Genomic DNA, 17698 nt, shown 5'->3' with positions numbered 1-17698 from the left:
GTTACTCCACATTTTGTACTTGTTCCCGCATCTGGTCGATCACCGCTTTCAGCGCCAGACCAATGCGGGTCAATCCGGTGTTCTGGGCTTTGGAACACAGCGTGTTGGCCTCGCGGTTGAATTCTTGCATCAGGAAATCCAGCTTGCGCCCCACTGGCCCGCCTTCGGCTAAAAGATCCCGCGCGGCGGTGACATGGGCGCCAAGGCGGTCGATCTCTTCGGTGATGTCGGATTTGACGGCGATCAATGCCAATTCCTGCGCGACGCGGTCCGCATCAGCGCCATCGGCGTTGTCCATCACCTTGGCCAGATTGCGCCGCAGGGTGTCTTGCATCTCATCGGCGCGCAGCGCGGCGGCTTCAGCGGCCTCCTTGGTCAAGGCCTCGACCTCAGCCAGCTGCCCGGCCAGAACCTCGGCCAATGCGGCCCCTTCGGAGGACCGCATCGCGTTGAAATCATTCAATACTGCAGCAAAATCGGCAAGCAACACCTTACACAGCGCCGCGCCATCATCCTCATGACTGGCCTGTTCCAGCACGCCGCGCATTGTGACAATATCGGTGGCCTTGGAGGGGGCAAGCGAGACATTGGCGTCCATCGCCCTGGCCTCGATCTGGTGCAGGGCATTGAGCACGACATGAAGCTGATCTTCGTTGATCTCAAGGGTGCTGCCGCCTTCCTCGCGGGTCAAACGCAGGTTACAGGTCACATTGCCCCGCGCCGCCGCGCCGCCAAGCGTCTTGCGCAGCCCCGCCTCAAGCCCGTCCACCCAATCTGGCACACGCAGCCGCAGGTCCAGTCCCTTGCCATTCACCGCACGCAGCTCCCAGCTCCAGCTGAAGGGCGCGTGGGCACCGGTGGCCGAGGCAAAACCTGTCATTGATCGGATCATCATCGTTCCCTTCGCAGCCCCATCGCTGCGCCTGCAATATGGCGAAACCGCCGCGCGGGGCAAGCCCCGCAGCCCGCCGGCGTTAACCAGTGTTTAGAAAATTTCACCAAATGGACTAAAAATGAGGTATTTATGGTTTGGTAAGATTTGCGGCGTGGGGGCGGTGCAATGACCATGGCAACACCTGTAACAGATGCAGGTGGCCTGTGGTATTTTTCGTTGTTGAGGGATGTAGGTCCATGACTGATCTGCCAGAAGAGAGTTCGAAAATCGTGTCCATTCTGGACTATCAACCCGAGATGGGGTTTGCCCCCATCGCACAGGTCGAAGCCTATTGGGAGGCCCTGCGCGCCGGGCGGCTTTTGCCCAAACGCTCTGAGGTGGACCCGCGCGGGCTTGAAACCAGTCTTGAGAACGCCTTTATCCTTGAACGCATCGCGCCGGGCATTGCACGCATTCGCATCGCAGGCAGTCATCTGGGAGCCTTGATGGGCATGGAGGTGCGCGGCATGCCCCTGACGTCACTGCTGACCCCGGATGCGCGGGCGATACTATCGGAAAAGATCGAAGAGGTCTGCCAAATGCCAGCGGTCTGCACCCTGCGTCTGTCTGCCGATGACAGCGCAGGCAGGCCCGCACTTGAGGCGCGGATGCTGCTGCTGCCGCTCAAAAGCGATCTGGGTGATGTCAGCCGGGTGCTGGGTTGCTGGGTCACGCAAGGCGAGATCGGGCTTGCCCCGCGCCGGTTCGAGGTGATCACGCACCAGATGCAGCCATTGCTGACGGGCACGCCCCTGAGACCATTTTTGCCGCCACCGGCCCCCGCGCCCCGGCCCAAAGCTCCTGCGGGGCAGGTAGCTCCACAAACGGGCGTAACGCGCGGACATCTGCGGCTGGTGTCGTCAAACGATTGATCTTAAACGCCAAACCACCCCAATGCGGCATAGGCGGCAAAGCCGATGCACATGGTTGCGATCACATGGTTGGTCAGCAAAGCCGCGATCAAAGCAGCGCCCGCCGCCACCCAAGTGATCAACGGCTGACCCGCAAGCGAAGACGCCACGAGCGACACCACAATCAGCCCCGGCAGATCATCCAAAACCCAGGCAAAGCGTGAGGCGCGGATCGCATCCCCTGCAAACAGGCCAATCACCCGGATCGCAAAGGCAGCCATGGCCAGCACCGCGATCAATATCCAATGAGAGCTGGTCATCGGCGCCCTGCCCCCTTTTGCCTGATCAGGTAGGACGCGATCAACCCCGCTAGCGCCCCGGCCACAATCGCATAGGCCTTGGGCGCCTCCAGCAGCACGACTGCACCGGTGACGGCAAAACTGGTGACCCATGGCAGCAATTGCGCATGGCTGCGCCAAAGCCCCCGCGCCATGGCGATAAAGGCAGCGGTGAAAGCAAACCCGAGGCCGAATTTCTCAAGATCCGGCAGCGCCGCGCCGATCACAGCGCCCATTGATGTTGAAACAGTCCAGACCGTGATCATCACGAGGCCGGAGCCGATCAGAAACCGAAACCCGACGCCCGGATCATGGGCCCGTTTGGCCATGGTCAATGCCCAGTTTTCATCTCCTGTGATGTGGATCGCCATCAAGCGCACCCGCAGGGGCAAGCCCCTGAGCACCTCGGACAGGGACGCGATGATCCCGATATAACGCAGGTTCAGCGCCGCCCCCGCCAGTGCCGCGCCCAAGACAGCGCCGCCGGTGGCGAATTGTTCAACCGCCACGATCTGCGACGATCCAGCGTGGACAAGCCCGCTCATCAACGCCACGCCCCACCATGGAAATCCGACCTGCGCGGCCAGCAATCCAAAGGCAAAACCATAGACCGCCGCACCCGCCGCCAAGGGCAATATTGCAAAAGCACCGTGTTTCATACGCCCCAAGTTATGCGGCTCCGTTGATCTATGGTAGTTGTGTTTTTATGATTATGTGATGCACTAAGATCAATATGTGCCACCAAATGAAAGAAGTCAGTCATGGACAAATCCGACCTCAAGCTGTTGGCCTTGCTGCAAAACAACGCCCGAACCACCGTGCAGGCCATGGCAGACCGGATCGGCGCGTCCACCGCATCAGTCCAGCGCCGCCTTAGAATGCTGCGCGAGGGCGGTGTCATCAAGAAAGAAGTGGCCGTGCTGGACGCGCAAAAACTGGGGTTTGATGTGACCGCCATCGTGTCTGTTGAGTTGGAACGCGACCGGCTCGATCAGATTGATGCCTTCAAACGCAAAGCGCGGATAGATGCGCAGGTTCTGAACTTCTATTGCATCGCCGGGGATGCGGATTTTGTGATGGTGGTCGTGGCCAAGGACATGCGCGACTATGAAGCCTTTACCCACAGGTTCTTTTTCTCTGACAAGAACGTGCGCAAATTCCGCACCTCCATCGTTGTTTCCACCGAAAAGGCGACCCTGGCCCTGCCGATTTGACCACAAACAAAAAGGCCCGCGTGCATCACGGCAAACGGGCCTTTTTCTAAGTCATGCAATCAGACCTCAGGCTGATGCTTTCTCCGATTGGCTTTCGCGCCGCGCCGACAGCTCTTCTGCCACGAGGAAGGCCAGTTCCAGAGACTGGCTGGCGTTCAGGCGCGGATCACAAGCGGTGTGATAACGATCTGACAGATCCTCATCAGACACAGCTCGCACGCCGCCGGTGCATTCGGTCACGTCTTGGCCGGTCATTTCGAAATGCACGCCGCCCGGCACAGTGCCTTCAGCGCCATGCACGGCAAAAAATTCGCGCACTTCACGCAATACGGAATCAAACGGGCGGGTTTTGTAGCCGGTCGAGGATTTGATCGTATTGCCATGCATCGCATCGCAAGTCCAAACCACGTTGGCGCCCTCTTCCTGCACGGTTTTGATCAGACGCGGCAGGTGTTCACCCACCGATCCGGCACCGAATCGCGCGATCAGGGTCAGACGCCCCTCTTCGTTGTCGGGGTTCAGCGTTGCCATCAATTTCTTGAGATCTTCGCTGGTCATCGTGGGGCCACATTTCAGGCCAATCGGGTTTTGCACACCCTTGGCAAACTCCACATGTGCGCCGTCCGGCTGCCGTGTACGATCACCAATCCAGATCATGTGGCCGGACCCGGCCAGCCATTTACCTGTCTGGCTGTCCTGACGGCACAGCGCCTCTTCATACTCAAGAAGCAGCGCCTCATGGCTTGTGTAGAACTCCACCGATTGCAGGGTATGGGCGGTCTCTGCGGTCACACCGGCCGCCGCCATAAAGTCCAGCGTATCGGAAATGCGGTTGGCAATTTCGCGATACTTTTCGGTCTTTTCGTTGTCGGTAAAGCCAAGCGTCCAGCCGTGCACCTGATGCACATCGGCATAACCACCTGTCGAAAACGCACGGATCAGGTTCAGCGTCGCTGCCGCCTGTGTATAGGCCCGCAGCATCTTTTCCGGGTTCGGAATGCGAGATTCTGCAGTAAAATCAAGCTCATTGATGATATCACCGCGATAGCTTGGCAGCTCAACACCATCAACAACCTCGGTCGGGGCCGAACGCGGCTTGGCAAATTGCCCGGCCATGCGGCCCAGTTTGATCACCGGCACCTTGGCGCCGTGGGTCAACACAATCGCCATCTGCAACATCACCTTGAAGGTGTCGCGGATCGCATCAGATGAGAATTGTTCAAAGCTTTCGGCGCAATCGCCGCCTTGCAGCAAAAACGCCTCACCGCGCCCTGCGGCCGCGAGGTTCTTTTTCAGACGACGCGCCTCTCCGGCAAAAACCAAAAGCGGATATCGTGCCAATTGTGCCTCAACCGCATTCAATGCGGCCTGATCAGGGTAATCAGGCATCTGGATCCGCGGTTTCGCGCGCCAGCTTGATTTGCTCCAATTGGTCATCGTCTTTTCTCCGGTCTGTTGCGCCACGGTTAGCGCGATCAAGAAATCTTTCTATACAAAAGCTTGGCCAGAGTGACCAGAACTCAAATTCGACCTCTTGACGAACTGCGCAACGCGTGAGCAAAGATTACGTCAGGTTATGTCGCAATTACGTGGTATAACCTCGTGAATACCCCAAACAAAGGACGCCGCGATGTCAGACCCGCGCTCGGCCACCCGCATCCCCCCCAATGAAGACAAACCCATGCGATTTGTCTTTGTTCTGCTTGAGCAGTTCAGCATGTTGTCCTTTGCGACAGCAATTGAAAGCCTGCGCATTGGCAACCGGATGGCAGGTAAAACCCTCTATACTTGGCTTGTCATCGGTGAAGGGGGCGAAAATGTCACCTGTTCTGCGGGCACTGTTTTTCAATTGGACGATGATTTGATTGATCTGGCCCGTGACGACAAGGTCATGGTTTGCAGTGGCCTTGACGTGCAAGATTTCACCGGCAAGCGCGTGCTTGGCTGGCTGCGCCGCGAGGCCCGCAAGGGGCTGGTTATGGGCGGTCTTTGCACCGGTGCATTTGCGCTGGCCAAAGCTGGCCTGATGGATGGCAAACGCGCCACGATCCATTGGGAGAATCAGGACAGCTTTTCCGAAGAGTTCCAAGAGGTCGAGCTGACCAAATCGGTCTTTGTTGTGGACGGCAACCGCCTGACCACGGCGGGCGGCACGTCGTCAATTGATCTGATGCTGAAGTTGATCGCGGATGATCAAGGCGAAGATCTGGCCAATGCGGTGGCCGATCAATTGATCTACTCCTCGATCCGCACGGACCAGGACACCCAGCGTCTGTCAGTGCCCACCCGGATCGGCGTACGCCACCCCAAGCTCAGCAATGTCATTCAGATGATGGAAGACAACATCGAAGAGCCGATCAGCCCATCGATCCTTGCAAAAGAGGTCGGCATGTCCACGCGGCAGCTTGAACGCCTGTTCCGGCGCTATCTGAACCGTTCGCCCAAACGCTATTACATGGAATTGCGTCTGCAAAAGGCCCGCAACCTTTTGATGCAGACCAATATGAGCGTGATCAACGTGGCGCTGGCCTGCGGCTTTGCCTCTCCGTCGCATTTCTCCAAATGCTACCGCTCGCACTACGACACAACGCCTTACCGTGAACGCGGCAGTCACGCGGCGCGGTTGTCTTTCTAGATCAAAAACGGTCCATAATTGGTGTGCTGTTTGAATTGAGCGCGAAATTGATCACCACCAGATCATTTTCGCGCTGATGCAACAGCGCGTAGAAGTAGCAATAGCTTTTGCCTGTCCAATACATCCGCGCCTCTTGCGACACGCCGCCGCCCAGATCCTGTCGGTTGAACACCGTGCCGTTTTGAAAATTTGCAGACCAGATGCCGTCGAACTGCCGTTGCAGGCTGGCGATCTCTTCTTTGGTGTATTCGTCGCGCCCACCCAGACGTAGGATCACCTCAGTAAAATCGCGGGTGCTGATATGCTGGTCTACAAAATGGGCATAGGCCGCATAACCGGGAAAAACACTGTCCGTCTCCTGCGCCCGCAGCGGCAGGGCGGCAAGGGTGAACAGGAAAAGGGAATATAGAGTAGCGCGCATAGCGGACCTCAATTTTTGGGTACAATGCGGTAAACGCTACCCTGCCCGACCGAAATAAACCAGATCGCGCCGTCCGGACCTTCAACGATGTCGCGCACGCGGAGGGTTTCATCGGTTTTGATCTGTGCCACCTCTTTCAGCGGATCACCGGCCAGCACGGCGATATGATCGAATTTGAGCGATCCGACAAAGAAATGCCCGCGCCATGCGGGAAATTGCGCACCCGAATAGATCATCAACCCTGACGGAGCGATGGACGGATCCCAATAATACGCAGGCTGTTCCATGCCGGCCTTGGCCGTGCCCTCGCCAATCTTGGCACCGGAGTAATGCCGGCCATAAGAGATAATCGGCCAGCCATAGTTGGAACCGCCCCGCACGGCATTCACTTCATCGCCGCCACGTGCGCCATGCTCGGCCACCCATAAATTGCCCCTGAGATCCAACGCCGCACCCTGCGGGTTGCGGTGCCCGTAAGACCAGATTTCCGGCAACGCATCGCCCTGCCCAACAAAAGGATTGTCCGCAGGCACCGATCCGTCTGCGGCAATCCGGATGACGCTGCCATTGTGACGGGTCAGATCCTGTGCCGATGGCCGGTCGCCGCGATCTCCGATTGTCAGGAACAGGCTGCCATCCGGGGCCTCCACCACGCGCGAGCCAAAATGCCGCCCGCCGCGACTGCCTTTCTTCATCGCGAACAGCTCTTTCACCTTTTCCAATCGTGTGCCATCCGCCGACAATTGCGCCGAAGCAACGGCCGTGCCGCTGCCGCGCAGACCCTGCGGTTTGGCATAGGTCAGATACAATCTGCGACTTGTGGCAAAATCGCGGGCCAGGGTGATGTCCAAAAGACCGCCCTGCCCGCGCACCGCGACCTTTGGAACACCCGTGACAGAGATGCGCCTTTCGCCATCATAATAGATCAAAGCGCCGCCCCGCTGGGTCACCAAAACGCCGCCGCCGGGCATAGGTGCCACCGCCCAAGGGGTATCAAGACCGTCCAAGACCGGCTCAATCTGATAAGAAACCTGCCCATATGCGGCGGTTTGGGCAAGGATGAGCCATCCCGCACAGAGCATTTTCGCGAAGAATCCTTTCAGGGCATCCATAACGCACCTCCGTTTTTGAACATCTGTCCCGCATATCGACCATTTCAAGCAATAAATTGTCGTGAATTGATATGCAGACAAGGACATTGCAGCATCTGCAATCCGTAAAAACCGCTTTTCTTTTTCAAGGCCTTTGCCTAACCTTTGCGCCGAACGTTACGTTCCAACAAGGGAGATACCTCATGAAGAAGATGCTTTTGGCCACAACGGCCGCGGCTCTTGTGGCGACAACGGCAATGGCCGACGGCCACGCAAAAGAAGTGAAACTGGGCGTTGAATTTGGCTTTACCGGCCCGATTGAATCGCTGACCGGTCCAATGTCTGCGGGCGCTGAGCTGGCGATGAAAGAAGTCACCGACAGCGGCATGCTGCTGGACGGCGCAAAAGTCACATCCATCCGCGCAGACAGCGGCTGTATCGACAACGGTCTGGCTGTGGCCTCTGCCGAACGTCTGATCGCCGAAGGCGTAAGCGGCATCATCGGTGCGGATTGCTCCGGTGTGACCGGCGCGGTTCTGCAAAACGTTGCCATTCCAAACGGCATGGTCATGATTTCGCCTTCCGCGACATCCCCAGGCCTGACCACAATGGAAGACAACGGTCTGTTCTTCCGGACATCCCCATCGGATGCACGTGAAGGTCAGGTTATGGCAGAAATCCTGCAAGAGCGCGGCGTCAAATCCATCGCGCTGACATATACCAACAACGACTACGGCAAGGGTCTGGCGGACGCCATCGAATCCTCGTTCAAAGCGGTTGGCGGCGAAGTGACCATCGTAGCGGCGCACGAAGACGGCAAAGCGGATTACTCTGCTGAAGTTGGCGCACTGGCATCTGCTGGCGGTGATCTGCTGGTTGTTGCGGGCTACCTTGACCAAGGCGGCGCAGGCATCATCAAAGCGGCGCTGGACGCCGGCGCATGGGATCAGTTCGGTCTGCCAGGCGGCATGATCGGTGAAAACCTGCCAAAAACCATTGGTCCAGACCTGAACGGGTCTTACGGTCAGATCGCCGGCTCTCAGGGCAACGGCATCGAGACCTTCACCAAGATGGCCGAAGCCGAAGGTTTTGACGGCACATCCCCCTACGCACCGGAAGCCTATGACGCAGCAGCGCTGTTCCTGATGGCGATGCAGGCGGCAGGGTCCATGGATCCGGCTGACTACAAAGACAAGATCCTCGACGTGGCCAACGCGCCAGGCGAAAAGATCTATCCTGGTGATCTGGGCAAAGCGCTTGAGCTGATCAAAGCGGGCAAAGACGTAGACTACGTTGGCGCCTCCGCGGTTGAGCTGATTGGCCCCGGCGAATCTGCGGGCACCTACCGCATGATCGAGATCAAAGACGGCAAAAACGAAACCATCGGTTTCAAATAAGCCCTCTTCGACCACAAAAAACACGAGATGCAGCCCGGACACTCCGGGCTGTATCTTCATAAGGGGACCGGCCAACAAGGCCGGCACGGGGAAAACATATGATCGTCGTTGACGACCTGCACAAACACTTCGGCGGCTTTCATGCCGTGGACGGGGCCAGCCTGTCTATCGAACAAGGTTCCATCACCGGGCTGATCGGCCCAAATGGCGCCGGAAAAACCACTCTTTTCAACGTGATCGCCGGGGTTCTCAAACCGACCTCTGGCCGCGTTTACATGGACGGGGAAGACATCACCGGGATGCCCCCGCACGAGCTTTTTCACAAAGGGCTATTGCGCACCTTCCAGATTGCGCATGAATTTGCCTCCATGTCCTGCCGCGAAAACCTGATGATGGTGCCGGGCGGGCAATCGGGTGAAACACTGTGGAACACATGGTTTGGCCGCAAACGCATCGCGGATGAAGAACGCGCCCTGAGGGCCAAGGCCGACGAGGTGCTGGAATTCCTGACCGTCGAACATCTGGCCGACCACAAGGCAGGCCAGATCTCTGGCGGGCAGAAAAAGCTGCTGGAGCTGGGCCGCACGATGATGGTGGATGCCAAGATCGTATTCCTCGACGAGGTCGGCGCGGGCGTGAACCGCACCTTGCTCAACACCATTGGCGACGCGATCATCCGCCTGAACAAAGAACGCGGCTATACCTTCGTGGTCATTGAACACGACATGGATTTCATTGGCCGTCTGTGCGATCCGGTGATCTGTATGGCCGAAGGTCATGTTCTGGCCCAAGGCACCCTGGCCGAGATCAAAGCCAACGAACAGGTCATCGAAGCCTATCTTGGCACCGGCCTCAAGAACAAGGCGCAGGTGGGCGCATGATGCGGCTCGCCATGACGGCAGCACAAGCTGCCCCCCTCACCAAGTTGGCCACAACGCCGCTTGTTTCAGCGCATTTTCAAAAGGATAAAACGCATGAGCAGTGATCCTTACGACGATCGCGGCAACAAAGACGCCTCGATCACCAACCCCAAGGGCATGGGCAGCCAGATCCCCAAGTCCAGCGGCACCAGCTTTTCCGCGCCGGGCGGTCCCTTTCTGATTGGCGACACAATGACTGGCGGCTATGGAAAAGGGCCCGACATCCTGCATGATTGCACCATCGCCGTGGAACAGGGCGAGATCGCCGTGATCGTTGGCCCCAATGGCGCTGGCAAATCCACCGCGATGAAAGCCGTGTTCGGGATGCTGGATGTCCGGTCGGGCAGTGTGCGGCTGGATGGTGAAGACATCACCAACCTCAGCCCGCAAGACCGCGTTGCCAAAGGCATGGGTTTTGTCCCGCAAACCTCGAACATCTTCACCTCCATGACGGTCGAAGAAAACCTTGAGATGGGCGCCTTCATTCGCCGCGATGATTTCAGCGATACCATGGCGCAAGTCTATGACCTGTTCCCGATCCTCAAGGAAAAGCGCAAGCAAGCGGCGGGGGAATTGTCAGGCGGGCAGCGACAACAGGTGGCCGTGGGCCGTGCCCTGATGACCCAGCCCAAGGTTCTGATGCTGGATGAACCCACAGCGGGCGTATCCCCCATTGTGATGGACGAGTTGTTCGACCGCATCATCGAGGTGGCCCGCACGGGCATTCCGATCCTGATGGTGGAACAAAATGCCCGCCAAGCGCTTGAAATCGCTGACAAAGGCTATGTTCTGGTTCAAGGCGCCAACGCCTATTCCGGCACCGGCAAAGAACTTCTGGCTGATCCGGAAGTCCGCAAATCGTTCTTGGGGGGCTGAGCCATGGACCTACTCAACGCAATCGTCGCTTTCCTCAACTACGTCTTTGTGCCCGGCGTCGCCTATGGGTCGCAACTGGCGCTTGGCGCGTTGGGCGTCACGCTGGTGTATGGCATCCTGCGGTTCTCGAACTTTGCCCATGGTGACACCATGGCGCTGGGCGCGATGGCCACTGTGCTGGTCACATGGCTGTTTCAGTCCTGGGGCCTTTCGCTGGGGCCACTGCCAACCGCCCTCTTGGCCCTGCCCTTTGGCATCGGTTTTGCCATCCTGCTTTTGCTGTTTACCGACAGAACCGTTTACAAATTCTACCGTGAGAAAAAGGCGAAACCGGTGATCCTTGTGATTGTCAGCCTTGGCATCACCTTTATCTACAACGGTGTAACCCGGTTTATCATTGGTGCGGATGACCAGAACTTTTTCGACGGTCAACGCTTCATCATCTCGGCGCGGGAATTCAAAAAAGCCACGGGTTTGAGCGAAGGTTTGTCGTTCAAAACCACCCAAGGCATCACCATCATCACCGCCATTATCGTTGTGGCGCTGCTGTTTTGGTTCCTGAACCGCACCCGCGCTGGCAAGTCCATGCGCGCCTATTCAGACAATGAGGATCTGGCGCTGCTGTCGGGGATCAACCCCGAGCGGGTTGTGATGATCACATGGATGATTGTGGCCACACTCGCAACCATCGCAGGGGTGCTTTACGGGCTGGATAAATCCTTCAAACCCTTCACCTATTTCCAACTTTTGCTGCCGATCTTTGCAGCGGCAATTGTGGGTGGTCTGGGCAATCCCATTGGCGCCATTGCAGGCGGTTTTGTGATCGCCTTTTCCGAGGTGACGATCACCTATGCGTGGAAAAAGATCCTTGTTTATCTGATGCCTGACAGCCTTGAGCCCAGCGGGCTCGTGCAGCTGATGAGCACGGATTACAAATTTGCGGTCAGCTTTGTGATCTTGCTGATTGTGTTGCTGATCAAACCTACCGGACTGTTCAAGGGGCAATCGACATGAACGAGACGCTCAAAAACACGATGCTGTTTGGCATCATCGCACTGCTGATCATCTATGTCGGCTTTGTGCAAAGCTGGAACTCGGCGCTGCTGATTGTGGCGATGGGTCTGATCTCATCCATCATGGCGCTGGGCGTGAACCTGCAATGGGGGTTTGCGGGCCTCTTTAACGTCGGTGTCATGGGCTTTGTCGCCCTTGGCGGGCTGGCGGCAGTTCTGATCGGGATGCCGCCCACCGAAGGTGCGATGCGTGCGGGCGGATGGAATGTGGTTGGGGCCTTGCTGCTGGGTGCCGGTACGGTCTTTGCCGCGATCATCCTTGCCAAGACATTGGCAAAGGGCTGGTTGCGCAATCTCGCCGTGATTGCCATGCTTGTGATCGGTTTCTTTGTCTTCCGCGGTCTGCTGGATCCAGCGGTGGAGCTGGTCGAAGAGATCAACCCGGCGCAAACCGGCTATCTGGGCGGTCTTGGCCTGCCTGTGTTGCTGGCATGGCCAGTGGGGGGGCTCTTTGCGGCTGCTGCGGCTTGGATCATCGGCAAAACAGCCCTTGGCCTGCGCTCTGACTATCTGGCCATTGCGACCCTTGGCATCGCCGAAATCATCATCGCAATCCTCAAAAACGAAGACTGGCTAACGCGCGGCGTGAAGAACGTGATCGGCGTGCCGCGCCCGGTGCCGTATGAGATTGATTTGCAGGGCAGTGCAAGTTTTGTCGAACGGGCGGCCTCGTTCGGGTTCACCCCGGTTGAAGCATCCACGCTTTGGGTCAAAGTTCTTTATATCCTGCTGTTTGCGGCGGTTCTGATCATCCTGATGTGGCTGAGCCAACGGGCGCTGCATTCCCCTTGGGGCCGGATGCTGCGGGCGATCCGCGACAATGAGGTCGCCGCAGAGGCGATGGGCAAAGACGTCACCGCAAGGCATTTGCAGGTCTTTATTCTCGGCTCCGCGATCTGCGGCATTGCCGGCGCAATGATGACCACGATGGACAGCCAGCTAACCCCCGGCACCTACCAGCCGCTGCGCTTTACCTTTCTGATCTGGGTGATGGTGATCGTTGGCGGATCGGGCAACAACCTTGGCGCGGTTTTGGGCGGGTTCCTGATCTGGTTCCTTTGGGTGCAGGTCGAGCCGATGGGCCTGTGGTTGATGAACCTTGTCACCTCCGGCATGGCCGAAGGATCGGCGCTTAAGGCGCACTTGTTGGAAAGCGCGGCGCACATGCGTTTGCTCACCATGGGTCTGGTTCTGATCCTGGTCCTCAGGTTCAGCCCACGCGGTTTGATCCCTGAGAAATAAATCAAAAGGCCCCGCAAACTGCGGGGCCTTTTCTTTTGGCTGACGGATACCGGCCGATGCCTGGAATGGCGCGGCCCTATCGAAAGGTTTACAAATGAGCGGTTTGGTCTTTGTGGCGGTCATAGGCGCTGCCCTCCTCCATGCGGCGTGGAACGCCTTGGTCAAGGGAGGGGCTGACAAAACGCTCAGTATGGGTGCCGTTGTGATCGGGCATCTTCCCATTGCGCTTGTGGCACTTCCGTTTGTGCCGCTGCCAGCCGCCGAAAGCCTGCCATATCTTGCGGGCGGGCTCGTGCTTCATTTCGGGTATCAGCTGTTTTTGCTCCAGTCGTATAAAATGGGCGACCTGACGCAGGTTTACCCAATTGCGCGTGGCTCTGCCCCGTTGATCGTTGCGGTTTTCTCTGTGCTGGTTCTCGGGGTTCACCTTAACGGGCTCGAACTCCTTGCGATTGCGATCATTGGCTTGGGCATCATCAGTCTGGCACTGGTCAGGCAAAGCGATGGCCAGCAAAACAAAAACGCCGCCGCCTTTGCTTTGACAACCGGCGTTTTCATTGCGTCATATTCCTTGGTGGACGGGGTCGGAGCGCGGATTGCGGGCACCTCCTTGGGGTTCTATTGCTGGCTTTCATTGGGCAACGGGATCTTGATGATTGCCTATCTCGCGGCCAGATCACCACAAACCCTGCGGGCAATCCCCCGGACCGGCCTGCCCATTCTAGTGCTTGGTGGCGGCGCGTCCTTCATCGCCTATGCTGTTGTTACATGGGCCTTCACCCAGGCGCCGATCGCATTGGTTACAGCGCTGCGAGAGACAAGCATTGTCTTCGCCCTTCTGATCGGAGTGTTCTTTCTGAAAGAACCGCTGAACTTGGTAAAGGTTTTCTCAACTTTCTCTGCCCTGCTTGGCGCGATTTTACTGCGGTACGCAAGATCGTGAAAATTCTCGCCTTCTCCGACCTGCACCGCGACAAAGATGCCGCCAATGTGATCCTGTCGGCCAGCGTCGAGGCCGATATCGTTGTCGGCGCGGGCGATTTTGCGACCAAGAGAACAGGTGCAAAAGACACATTGGATATTCTCGCCCAGTGCCGCGTGCCGCTCGTCGTGGTCCATGGCAATCATGACGCGCCATCCGAGATCGAACACATCTGTGGCCAAGCGCAAAACCTGCATTATCTTCACGGGGCGGGAATGACTTTGCGCGGTATTTCATTCTTTGGATTGGGCGGCGAGATCCCGTCCAGAAATACATTTCACTGGAACGCCTCAGAGACAGAGGTCAATGCCGCAAAGATGCTAACCGCTTGTCCGCCAAACGCGGTTTTGATCACCCATACGCCGCCATTTGGCGCGGCTGATCTGCAAAACAATGGCAATCACGAAGGTAGCATTGCAATCCGGGATGCAGCGGAAAACCTCGCGCCTCAGTTGCTGCTGTGCGGGCATATCCATCACGCCTGGGGGTCACATGGCAAGGTCGCGTCGACACCGGTTCACAACTTGGGACCAACCATCAACTGGTTCGATGTATGACCATAAGCCTGTGAAATAGGATCAAAGCGCCTTGGCCGGTTCGCCCCCGATGGTTATCCATCTCAAATCTCCGGTAGGTTCAGCACCTTCACCCCGGCTTCATCACTGTCAACAAAACCGATGGATCCGTAATACGCCAGCCCGGCTGCATTTTCCGTCCCGATCTGCGCTTCCACATGTCGCAATCCCGCCACCAGCGCCACTTTGATCGTCTGCCCAGCCAGCCTTTTGCCAACCCCGCAACGCGCTGCAGAGGGGTGAATATGGGTGCCGATGATGCCCCATCCCTCCGGTGTGCCATAAGGGTTGCCCAGCGTCGCCAATCGCAAGGATTGAAAGCCGATCACCTGCCCGTCAACCTCGGCCACCGTGCATTGGATGCGGTCAGGATGAGTGATGTAATGGCCCATAACCTCCTCCGCATCCCCTGCTGTGCGCCGTTTTCCAGCGGCCTTCAAGGCCGCCAAGACATTCGAAATGCCCTGCGCGTCATTCTCCTCCGCAGGGCGTAAGATCACTTCAACAGTTTGGTTTTCCATGGAAACTATTACCGCCCTTTGAACAGGCCGCCCAAAATACCGCGCACGATGCGGCGTCCGGTTGTGCCTTTCAATTCCTTAATCACCACCTGCGCCACGGCTGCGCCGAACCCCTCTTGCGACTTGCGGCGGGGTCGCCGCGAGGTGGAGCGGGTCACGCCCTTGCCCGCATAGCGCCGGGCATTGTTGAACTCGCGCAATGCTGGCGTCTCCACTTCTTCGGCCTTCTCTTCCGCCTCGGCCGCCTCTTTCGCGGCGTCATCGGCCCGCTTGCGTAAAATCTCAAAGGCGGATTCGCGATCCAGCCGCTTGTCGTATTTGCCGGACATCGGCGACGCGGCCATCACCCCTGACCGTTCCATCGGCGTGATCGGGCCAAGCTGCGAAGACGGCGGGCGGATCAATGTCCGCTCAACAATGCCCGGCACACCTTTCTTTTGCAGAAAAGACGTCACTGCCTCGCCCACACCGACCTCACGGATCGCCTCTTCGGTGTCAAAACGCGGGTTCTCGCGGTAGGTTTCCGCCGCCATGCGCAGCTCTTTTCGGTCTTTGGCCGTAAACGCCCGCAAGGCATGCTGCACCCGGTTGCCAAGCTGGCCCAGAATATCGTCGGGCACATCCGCAGGGTTCTGGGTGATGAAATAAACACCAACCCCCTTGGACCGGATCAATCGCGCCACCTGTTCGACCTTATCCACCAGCGCCTTGGGCGCGTCATCAAAAAGCAGATGCGCCTCGTCGAAAAAGAACACCAGTTTGGGTTTGTCCGGATCGCCGACCTCTGGCAGTTCCTCGAACAATTCGGACAGCAGCCACAAAAGGAAGGTTGCGTAAAGCTTGGGCGCGGCCATCAGTTTGTCCGCCGCAAGGATATTGATCGCCCCGCGCCCATCCGCATCGGTGCGCATCAGATCGCTGAGGGCCAGCGCCGGTTCGCCAAATAGATCCGCCGCGCCCTGGTTCTCCAGCACCAGCAACCGCCGTTGGATCGCCCCGACCGAAGCAGCAGAGACATTGCCATAGCGCAAGGCGAGATCCTTGGCATTTTCCCCAATCCAAACCAACAGGGCTTGCAAATCCTTCAGATCAAGCAGCGCCAAGCCGTCTTCATCCGCGACCCGAAAGGCGATGTTTAAAATGCCTTCCTGCGCCTCTGTCAGGCCAAGAAGCTGCGCCAACAACAACGGCCCCATCTCGGACACCGTTGTCCGGACAGGGTGGCCTTGCTTGCCGTAGAGATCCCAAAAAGTGACGGGGAAAGCCTCATAAAGATAGTCATCAAACCCGATCTTTTCAGCGCGACTGGTGAAGGCGTCATGCAGCCTATGTGCCGCGCTGCCCGATTTGGCGAGGCCGGACAGATCACCTTTGACGTCGGACAGGAACACGGGCACACCCTGATTTGCAAACCCTTCGGCCAGAATTTGCAAAGTGACTGTTTTACCGGTCCCTGTGGCCCCTGCGATCAACCCGTGGCGGTTGGCATAGCCAATATTCAGGAATTGTTTGGTGGCGTAGTCTTCGCCGCCGCCGCCGATAAAAATGTCTTGCGTCACTGTAATACTCCTCAGGCCCGGCCGGGCGTCCGTTTGGAATGAGCATACTTACTTAACCTTTTTGCGCCACTGTCTAATTGTTCCGCTGGCAAAGTCCTTTTGCGGCGGAACATCCTCCCTGTCAGACTGGCCGCACCTTCGGGTGCGGCACTTTTTCCCGCTATGGTAGTGGTTTGAGAGCATTGGAAAATATTCAATTTTCCCTGTTGACCCGCGCACGCCCCTTTCGTAACGTCACGGCAATAAGTCGGCCCAGTCCGACGGGGAGAACCAAATGCAAAAAGAGGATGCTTCGCGTCCTCTTTTTCATTTTACGCAATGCCTTGAGATCAGCGGGTTCTTGCCAGATTATCAACCCCAAACCGACCAATCGCCACTGACATTGCCGCACGGGCGTGGTATTGGGCGGCAACTTAACAAACCTGGAATGATCATGAGCAATTTTTTCAAAGCGCTGCCGCTCTGTGCAGCATTGGCGTTGATCGCCCCAACCGGCGCATTTGCGCAGACCACAACCGAGACGAAACCAGCCGAAGCGACCACATCAACGGCAGATCAGGTCGTAAGCCAGCTGAGCCTTGGCGAAGATGCCGATGTGGATCCTGAACTGGGCAAACCCTACACCAAAGAAGTGATTGGTGCGTGGGAAATGCGCTGCATCAAGACCGAAGAAGAAGTCGATCCCTGCCAGATGTATCAGCTTCTCGATGACGGCGAAGGCGCACCCGTGGCCGAAGTTTCCCTGTTCCGCCTGCCCGGATCCGGCAAGGCCGAAGCGGGCGCAACCATCGTTGTGCCTCTCGAAACCGCATTGCCCCAGCAGCTGACCCTGTCGGTGGATGGCGGCAAGGCGCGGCGCTACCCCTATGCGTTCTGCAACCCGGTCGGGTGCTACGTGCGTCTGGGCCTGACAGCGGCGGATATTGCAGCGTTCAAAAAGGGAAACGAAGCGGTGGTGACGATTGTGCCTGCGCTGGCGCCTGACCAGAAGGTTGAGTTGAAAGTGTCCCTTGACGGGTTCACCGCCAGCTATGGCAAAGTGTCTGTTATCGAACAATAAAATGCCGCA

At 57.7% G+C, this 17698-nt stretch carries 19 protein-coding genes; 11 read left to right on the top strand and 8 right to left on the bottom strand.

Translation table 11 applies throughout. The features are described from left to right. Position 1 precedes the first annotated feature (1 nt). Positions 2-892: a YicC/YloC family endoribonuclease gene (locus C8N31_RS12445; protein ID WP_025046338.1), complete on the bottom strand. Its 891-nt coding sequence runs from the start codon at positions 890-892 to the stop codon at positions 2-4. Between the two features lie 239 nt (positions 893-1131). Here C8N31_RS12445 and C8N31_RS12440 point away from each other — a divergent pair, with 239 nt between their 5' ends. Beyond that, on the top strand, positions 1132-1806 hold the full coding sequence (locus C8N31_RS12440; protein ID WP_025046339.1) for a PAS domain-containing protein: 675 nt from the start codon (positions 1132-1134) through the stop codon (positions 1804-1806). Between the two features lie 2 nt (positions 1807-1808). Here C8N31_RS12440 and C8N31_RS12435 read toward each other — a convergent pair whose 3' ends face one another. Both C8N31_RS12435 and C8N31_RS12430 read right to left on the bottom strand, forming a co-directional pair. Continuing rightward, positions 1809-2105, bottom strand: coding sequence for an AzlD domain-containing protein (locus C8N31_RS12435; RefSeq protein ID WP_025046340.1), 297 nt, complete (start codon positions 2103-2105; stop codon positions 1809-1811). Further along, positions 2102-2782, bottom strand: coding sequence for an AzlC family ABC transporter permease (locus C8N31_RS12430; protein WP_025046341.1), 681 nt, complete (start codon positions 2780-2782; stop codon positions 2102-2104). The genes C8N31_RS12435 and C8N31_RS12430 overlap by 4 nt, the downstream gene beginning before the upstream one ends. Before the next feature lie 102 nt (positions 2783-2884). Between C8N31_RS12430 and C8N31_RS12425 the strand changes: the two genes are divergently transcribed. Beyond that, positions 2885-3337 carry an Lrp/AsnC family transcriptional regulator gene (locus C8N31_RS12425; RefSeq protein WP_025046342.1) on the top strand — a complete coding sequence of 151 codons (453 nt, stop codon included), beginning with the start codon at positions 2885-2887 and terminating at the stop codon, positions 3335-3337. Between the two features lie 66 nt (positions 3338-3403). Here C8N31_RS12425 and C8N31_RS12420 read toward each other — a convergent pair whose 3' ends face one another. Further along, positions 3404-4774 (bottom strand): class II 3-deoxy-7-phosphoheptulonate synthase, encoded by a 1371-nt coding sequence (locus C8N31_RS12420; protein ID WP_025046343.1) that lies wholly within the window; start codon positions 4772-4774, stop codon positions 3404-3406. 193 nt (positions 4775-4967) lie between these two features. On the opposite strand from C8N31_RS12420, the gene C8N31_RS12415 reads away from it, so the two are divergent. Next, the gene (locus C8N31_RS12415) at positions 4968-5972 is read left to right on the top strand and encodes a GlxA family transcriptional regulator (RefSeq protein ID WP_025046344.1); all 1005 of its coding nucleotides are present in this window, start codon (positions 4968-4970) and stop codon (positions 5970-5972) included. A 1-nt stretch (position 5973) separates the two neighbouring features. Here the strand turns inward: C8N31_RS12415 and C8N31_RS12410 are convergent, their stop codons facing one another. Then, the gene (locus C8N31_RS12410) at positions 5974-6393 is read right to left on the bottom strand and encodes a hypothetical protein (RefSeq protein ID WP_025046345.1); all 420 of its coding nucleotides are present in this window, start codon (positions 6391-6393) and stop codon (positions 5974-5976) included. An 8-nt stretch (positions 6394-6401) separates the two neighbouring features. After that, the gene (locus tag C8N31_RS12405) at positions 6402-7505 is read right to left on the bottom strand and encodes a PQQ-dependent sugar dehydrogenase (protein ID WP_025046346.1); all 1104 of its coding nucleotides are present in this window, start codon (positions 7503-7505) and stop codon (positions 6402-6404) included. A 182-nt stretch (positions 7506-7687) separates the two neighbouring features. On the opposite strand from C8N31_RS12405, the gene C8N31_RS12400 reads away from it, so the two are divergent. The 7 genes from C8N31_RS12400 (at position 7688) to C8N31_RS12370 (ending at position 14531) form a co-directional block, all read left to right on the top strand. Continuing rightward, a complete protein-coding gene (locus tag C8N31_RS12400) occupies positions 7688-8881 on the top strand; it encodes an ABC transporter substrate-binding protein (protein WP_025046347.1) in 1194 nt (397 codons plus the stop codon). A gap of 98 nt (positions 8882-8979) precedes the next feature. Next, entirely contained in the window at positions 8980-9762 is a 783-nt protein-coding gene (locus C8N31_RS12395) for an ABC transporter ATP-binding protein (RefSeq protein WP_025046348.1), read from the top strand. A gap of 93 nt (positions 9763-9855) precedes the next feature. Continuing rightward, positions 9856-10677 carry an ABC transporter ATP-binding protein gene (locus tag C8N31_RS12390; protein ID WP_025046349.1) on the top strand — a complete coding sequence of 274 codons (822 nt, stop codon included), beginning with the start codon at positions 9856-9858 and terminating at the stop codon, positions 10675-10677. Positions 10678-10680: 3 nt separating this feature from the next. Beyond that, entirely contained in the window at positions 10681-11691 is a 1011-nt protein-coding gene (locus C8N31_RS12385; RefSeq protein ID WP_025046350.1) for a branched-chain amino acid ABC transporter permease, read from the top strand. Next, entirely contained in the window at positions 11688-12992 is a 1305-nt protein-coding gene (locus tag C8N31_RS12380; protein ID WP_025046351.1) for a branched-chain amino acid ABC transporter permease, read from the top strand. Before C8N31_RS12385 ends, C8N31_RS12380 begins: the two co-directional genes overlap by 4 nt. A 94-nt stretch (positions 12993-13086) precedes the next feature. Continuing rightward, entirely contained in the window at positions 13087-13935 is an 849-nt protein-coding gene (locus C8N31_RS12375) for a DMT family transporter (protein WP_025046352.1), read from the top strand. Further along, on the top strand, positions 13932-14531 hold the full coding sequence (locus C8N31_RS12370; protein WP_025046353.1) for a metallophosphoesterase family protein: 600 nt from the start codon (positions 13932-13934) through the stop codon (positions 14529-14531). The genes C8N31_RS12375 and C8N31_RS12370 overlap by 4 nt, the downstream gene beginning before the upstream one ends. A gap of 62 nt (positions 14532-14593) precedes the next feature. Here C8N31_RS12370 and C8N31_RS12365 read toward each other — a convergent pair whose 3' ends face one another. Both C8N31_RS12365 and C8N31_RS12360 read right to left on the bottom strand, forming a co-directional pair. Beyond that, positions 14594-15070 (bottom strand): GNAT family N-acetyltransferase, encoded by a 477-nt coding sequence (locus C8N31_RS12365; RefSeq protein ID WP_197021484.1) that lies wholly within the window; start codon positions 15068-15070, stop codon positions 14594-14596. An 8-nt stretch (positions 15071-15078) separates the two neighbouring features. Then, positions 15079-16629 (bottom strand): helicase HerA-like domain-containing protein, encoded by a 1551-nt coding sequence (locus C8N31_RS12360; RefSeq protein WP_025046355.1) that lies wholly within the window; start codon positions 16627-16629, stop codon positions 15079-15081. Positions 16630-17062: 433 nt separating this feature from the next. Between C8N31_RS12360 and C8N31_RS12355 the strand changes: the two genes are divergently transcribed. After that, positions 17063-17689, top strand: a complete 627-nt coding sequence (locus C8N31_RS12355) for an invasion associated locus B family protein (protein ID WP_025046356.1) — start codon at positions 17063-17065, stop codon at positions 17687-17689. Positions 17690-17698 lie beyond the last annotated feature (9 nt).

It is taken from the genome of Sulfitobacter mediterraneus, assembly GCF_003054325.1.
In the GTDB taxonomy this organism is placed as follows: Bacteria; Pseudomonadota; Alphaproteobacteria; order Rhodobacterales; family Rhodobacteraceae; genus Sulfitobacter; species Sulfitobacter mediterraneus.
Note: the sequence above shows the minus strand (reverse complement) of the source record. Positions and strands in the feature narration are given on the sequence as shown.

Bases quoted from the DNA above. Each gene is read 5' to 3' on its own strand.
- C8N31_RS12445 (WP_025046338.1), bottom strand. From the start codon at position 892: ATGATCCGATCAATGACAGGTTTTGCCTCGGCCACCGGTGCCCACGCG.
- C8N31_RS12385 (WP_025046350.1), top strand. From the start codon at position 10,681: ATGGACCTACTCAACGCAATCGTCGCTTTCCTCAACTACGTCTTTGTG.
- C8N31_RS12430 (WP_025046341.1), bottom strand. From the start codon at position 2,782: ATGAAACACGGTGCTTTTGCAATATTGCCCTTGGCGGCGGGTGCGGCG.
- C8N31_RS12365 (WP_197021484.1), bottom strand. From the start codon at position 15,070: ATGGAAAACCAAACTGTTGAAGTGATCTTACGCCCTGCGGAGGAGAAT.
- C8N31_RS12395 (WP_025046348.1), top strand. From the start codon at position 8,980: ATGATCGTCGTTGACGACCTGCACAAACACTTCGGCGGCTTTCATGCC.
- C8N31_RS12400 (WP_025046347.1), top strand. From the start codon at position 7,688: ATGAAGAAGATGCTTTTGGCCACAACGGCCGCGGCTCTTGTGGCGACA.
- C8N31_RS12415 (WP_025046344.1), top strand. From the start codon at position 4,968: ATGTCAGACCCGCGCTCGGCCACCCGCATCCCCCCCAATGAAGACAAA.
- C8N31_RS12380 (WP_025046351.1), top strand. From the start codon at position 11,688: ATGAACGAGACGCTCAAAAACACGATGCTGTTTGGCATCATCGCACTG.
- C8N31_RS12390 (WP_025046349.1), top strand. From the start codon at position 9,856: ATGAGCAGTGATCCTTACGACGATCGCGGCAACAAAGACGCCTCGATC.
- C8N31_RS12425 (WP_025046342.1), top strand. From the start codon at position 2,885: ATGGACAAATCCGACCTCAAGCTGTTGGCCTTGCTGCAAAACAACGCC.
- C8N31_RS12420 (WP_025046343.1), bottom strand. From the start codon at position 4,774: ATGACCAATTGGAGCAAATCAAGCTGGCGCGCGAAACCGCGGATCCAG.
- C8N31_RS12375 (WP_025046352.1), top strand. From the start codon at position 13,087: ATGAGCGGTTTGGTCTTTGTGGCGGTCATAGGCGCTGCCCTCCTCCAT.
- C8N31_RS12435 (WP_025046340.1), bottom strand. From the start codon at position 2,105: ATGACCAGCTCTCATTGGATATTGATCGCGGTGCTGGCCATGGCTGCC.
- C8N31_RS12405 (WP_025046346.1), bottom strand. From the start codon at position 7,505: ATGGATGCCCTGAAAGGATTCTTCGCGAAAATGCTCTGTGCGGGATGG.
- C8N31_RS12355 (WP_025046356.1), top strand. From the start codon at position 17,063: ATGAGCAATTTTTTCAAAGCGCTGCCGCTCTGTGCAGCATTGGCGTTG.
- C8N31_RS12410 (WP_025046345.1), bottom strand. From the start codon at position 6,393: ATGCGCGCTACTCTATATTCCCTTTTCCTGTTCACCCTTGCCGCCCTG.
- C8N31_RS12440 (WP_025046339.1), top strand. From the start codon at position 1,132: ATGACTGATCTGCCAGAAGAGAGTTCGAAAATCGTGTCCATTCTGGAC.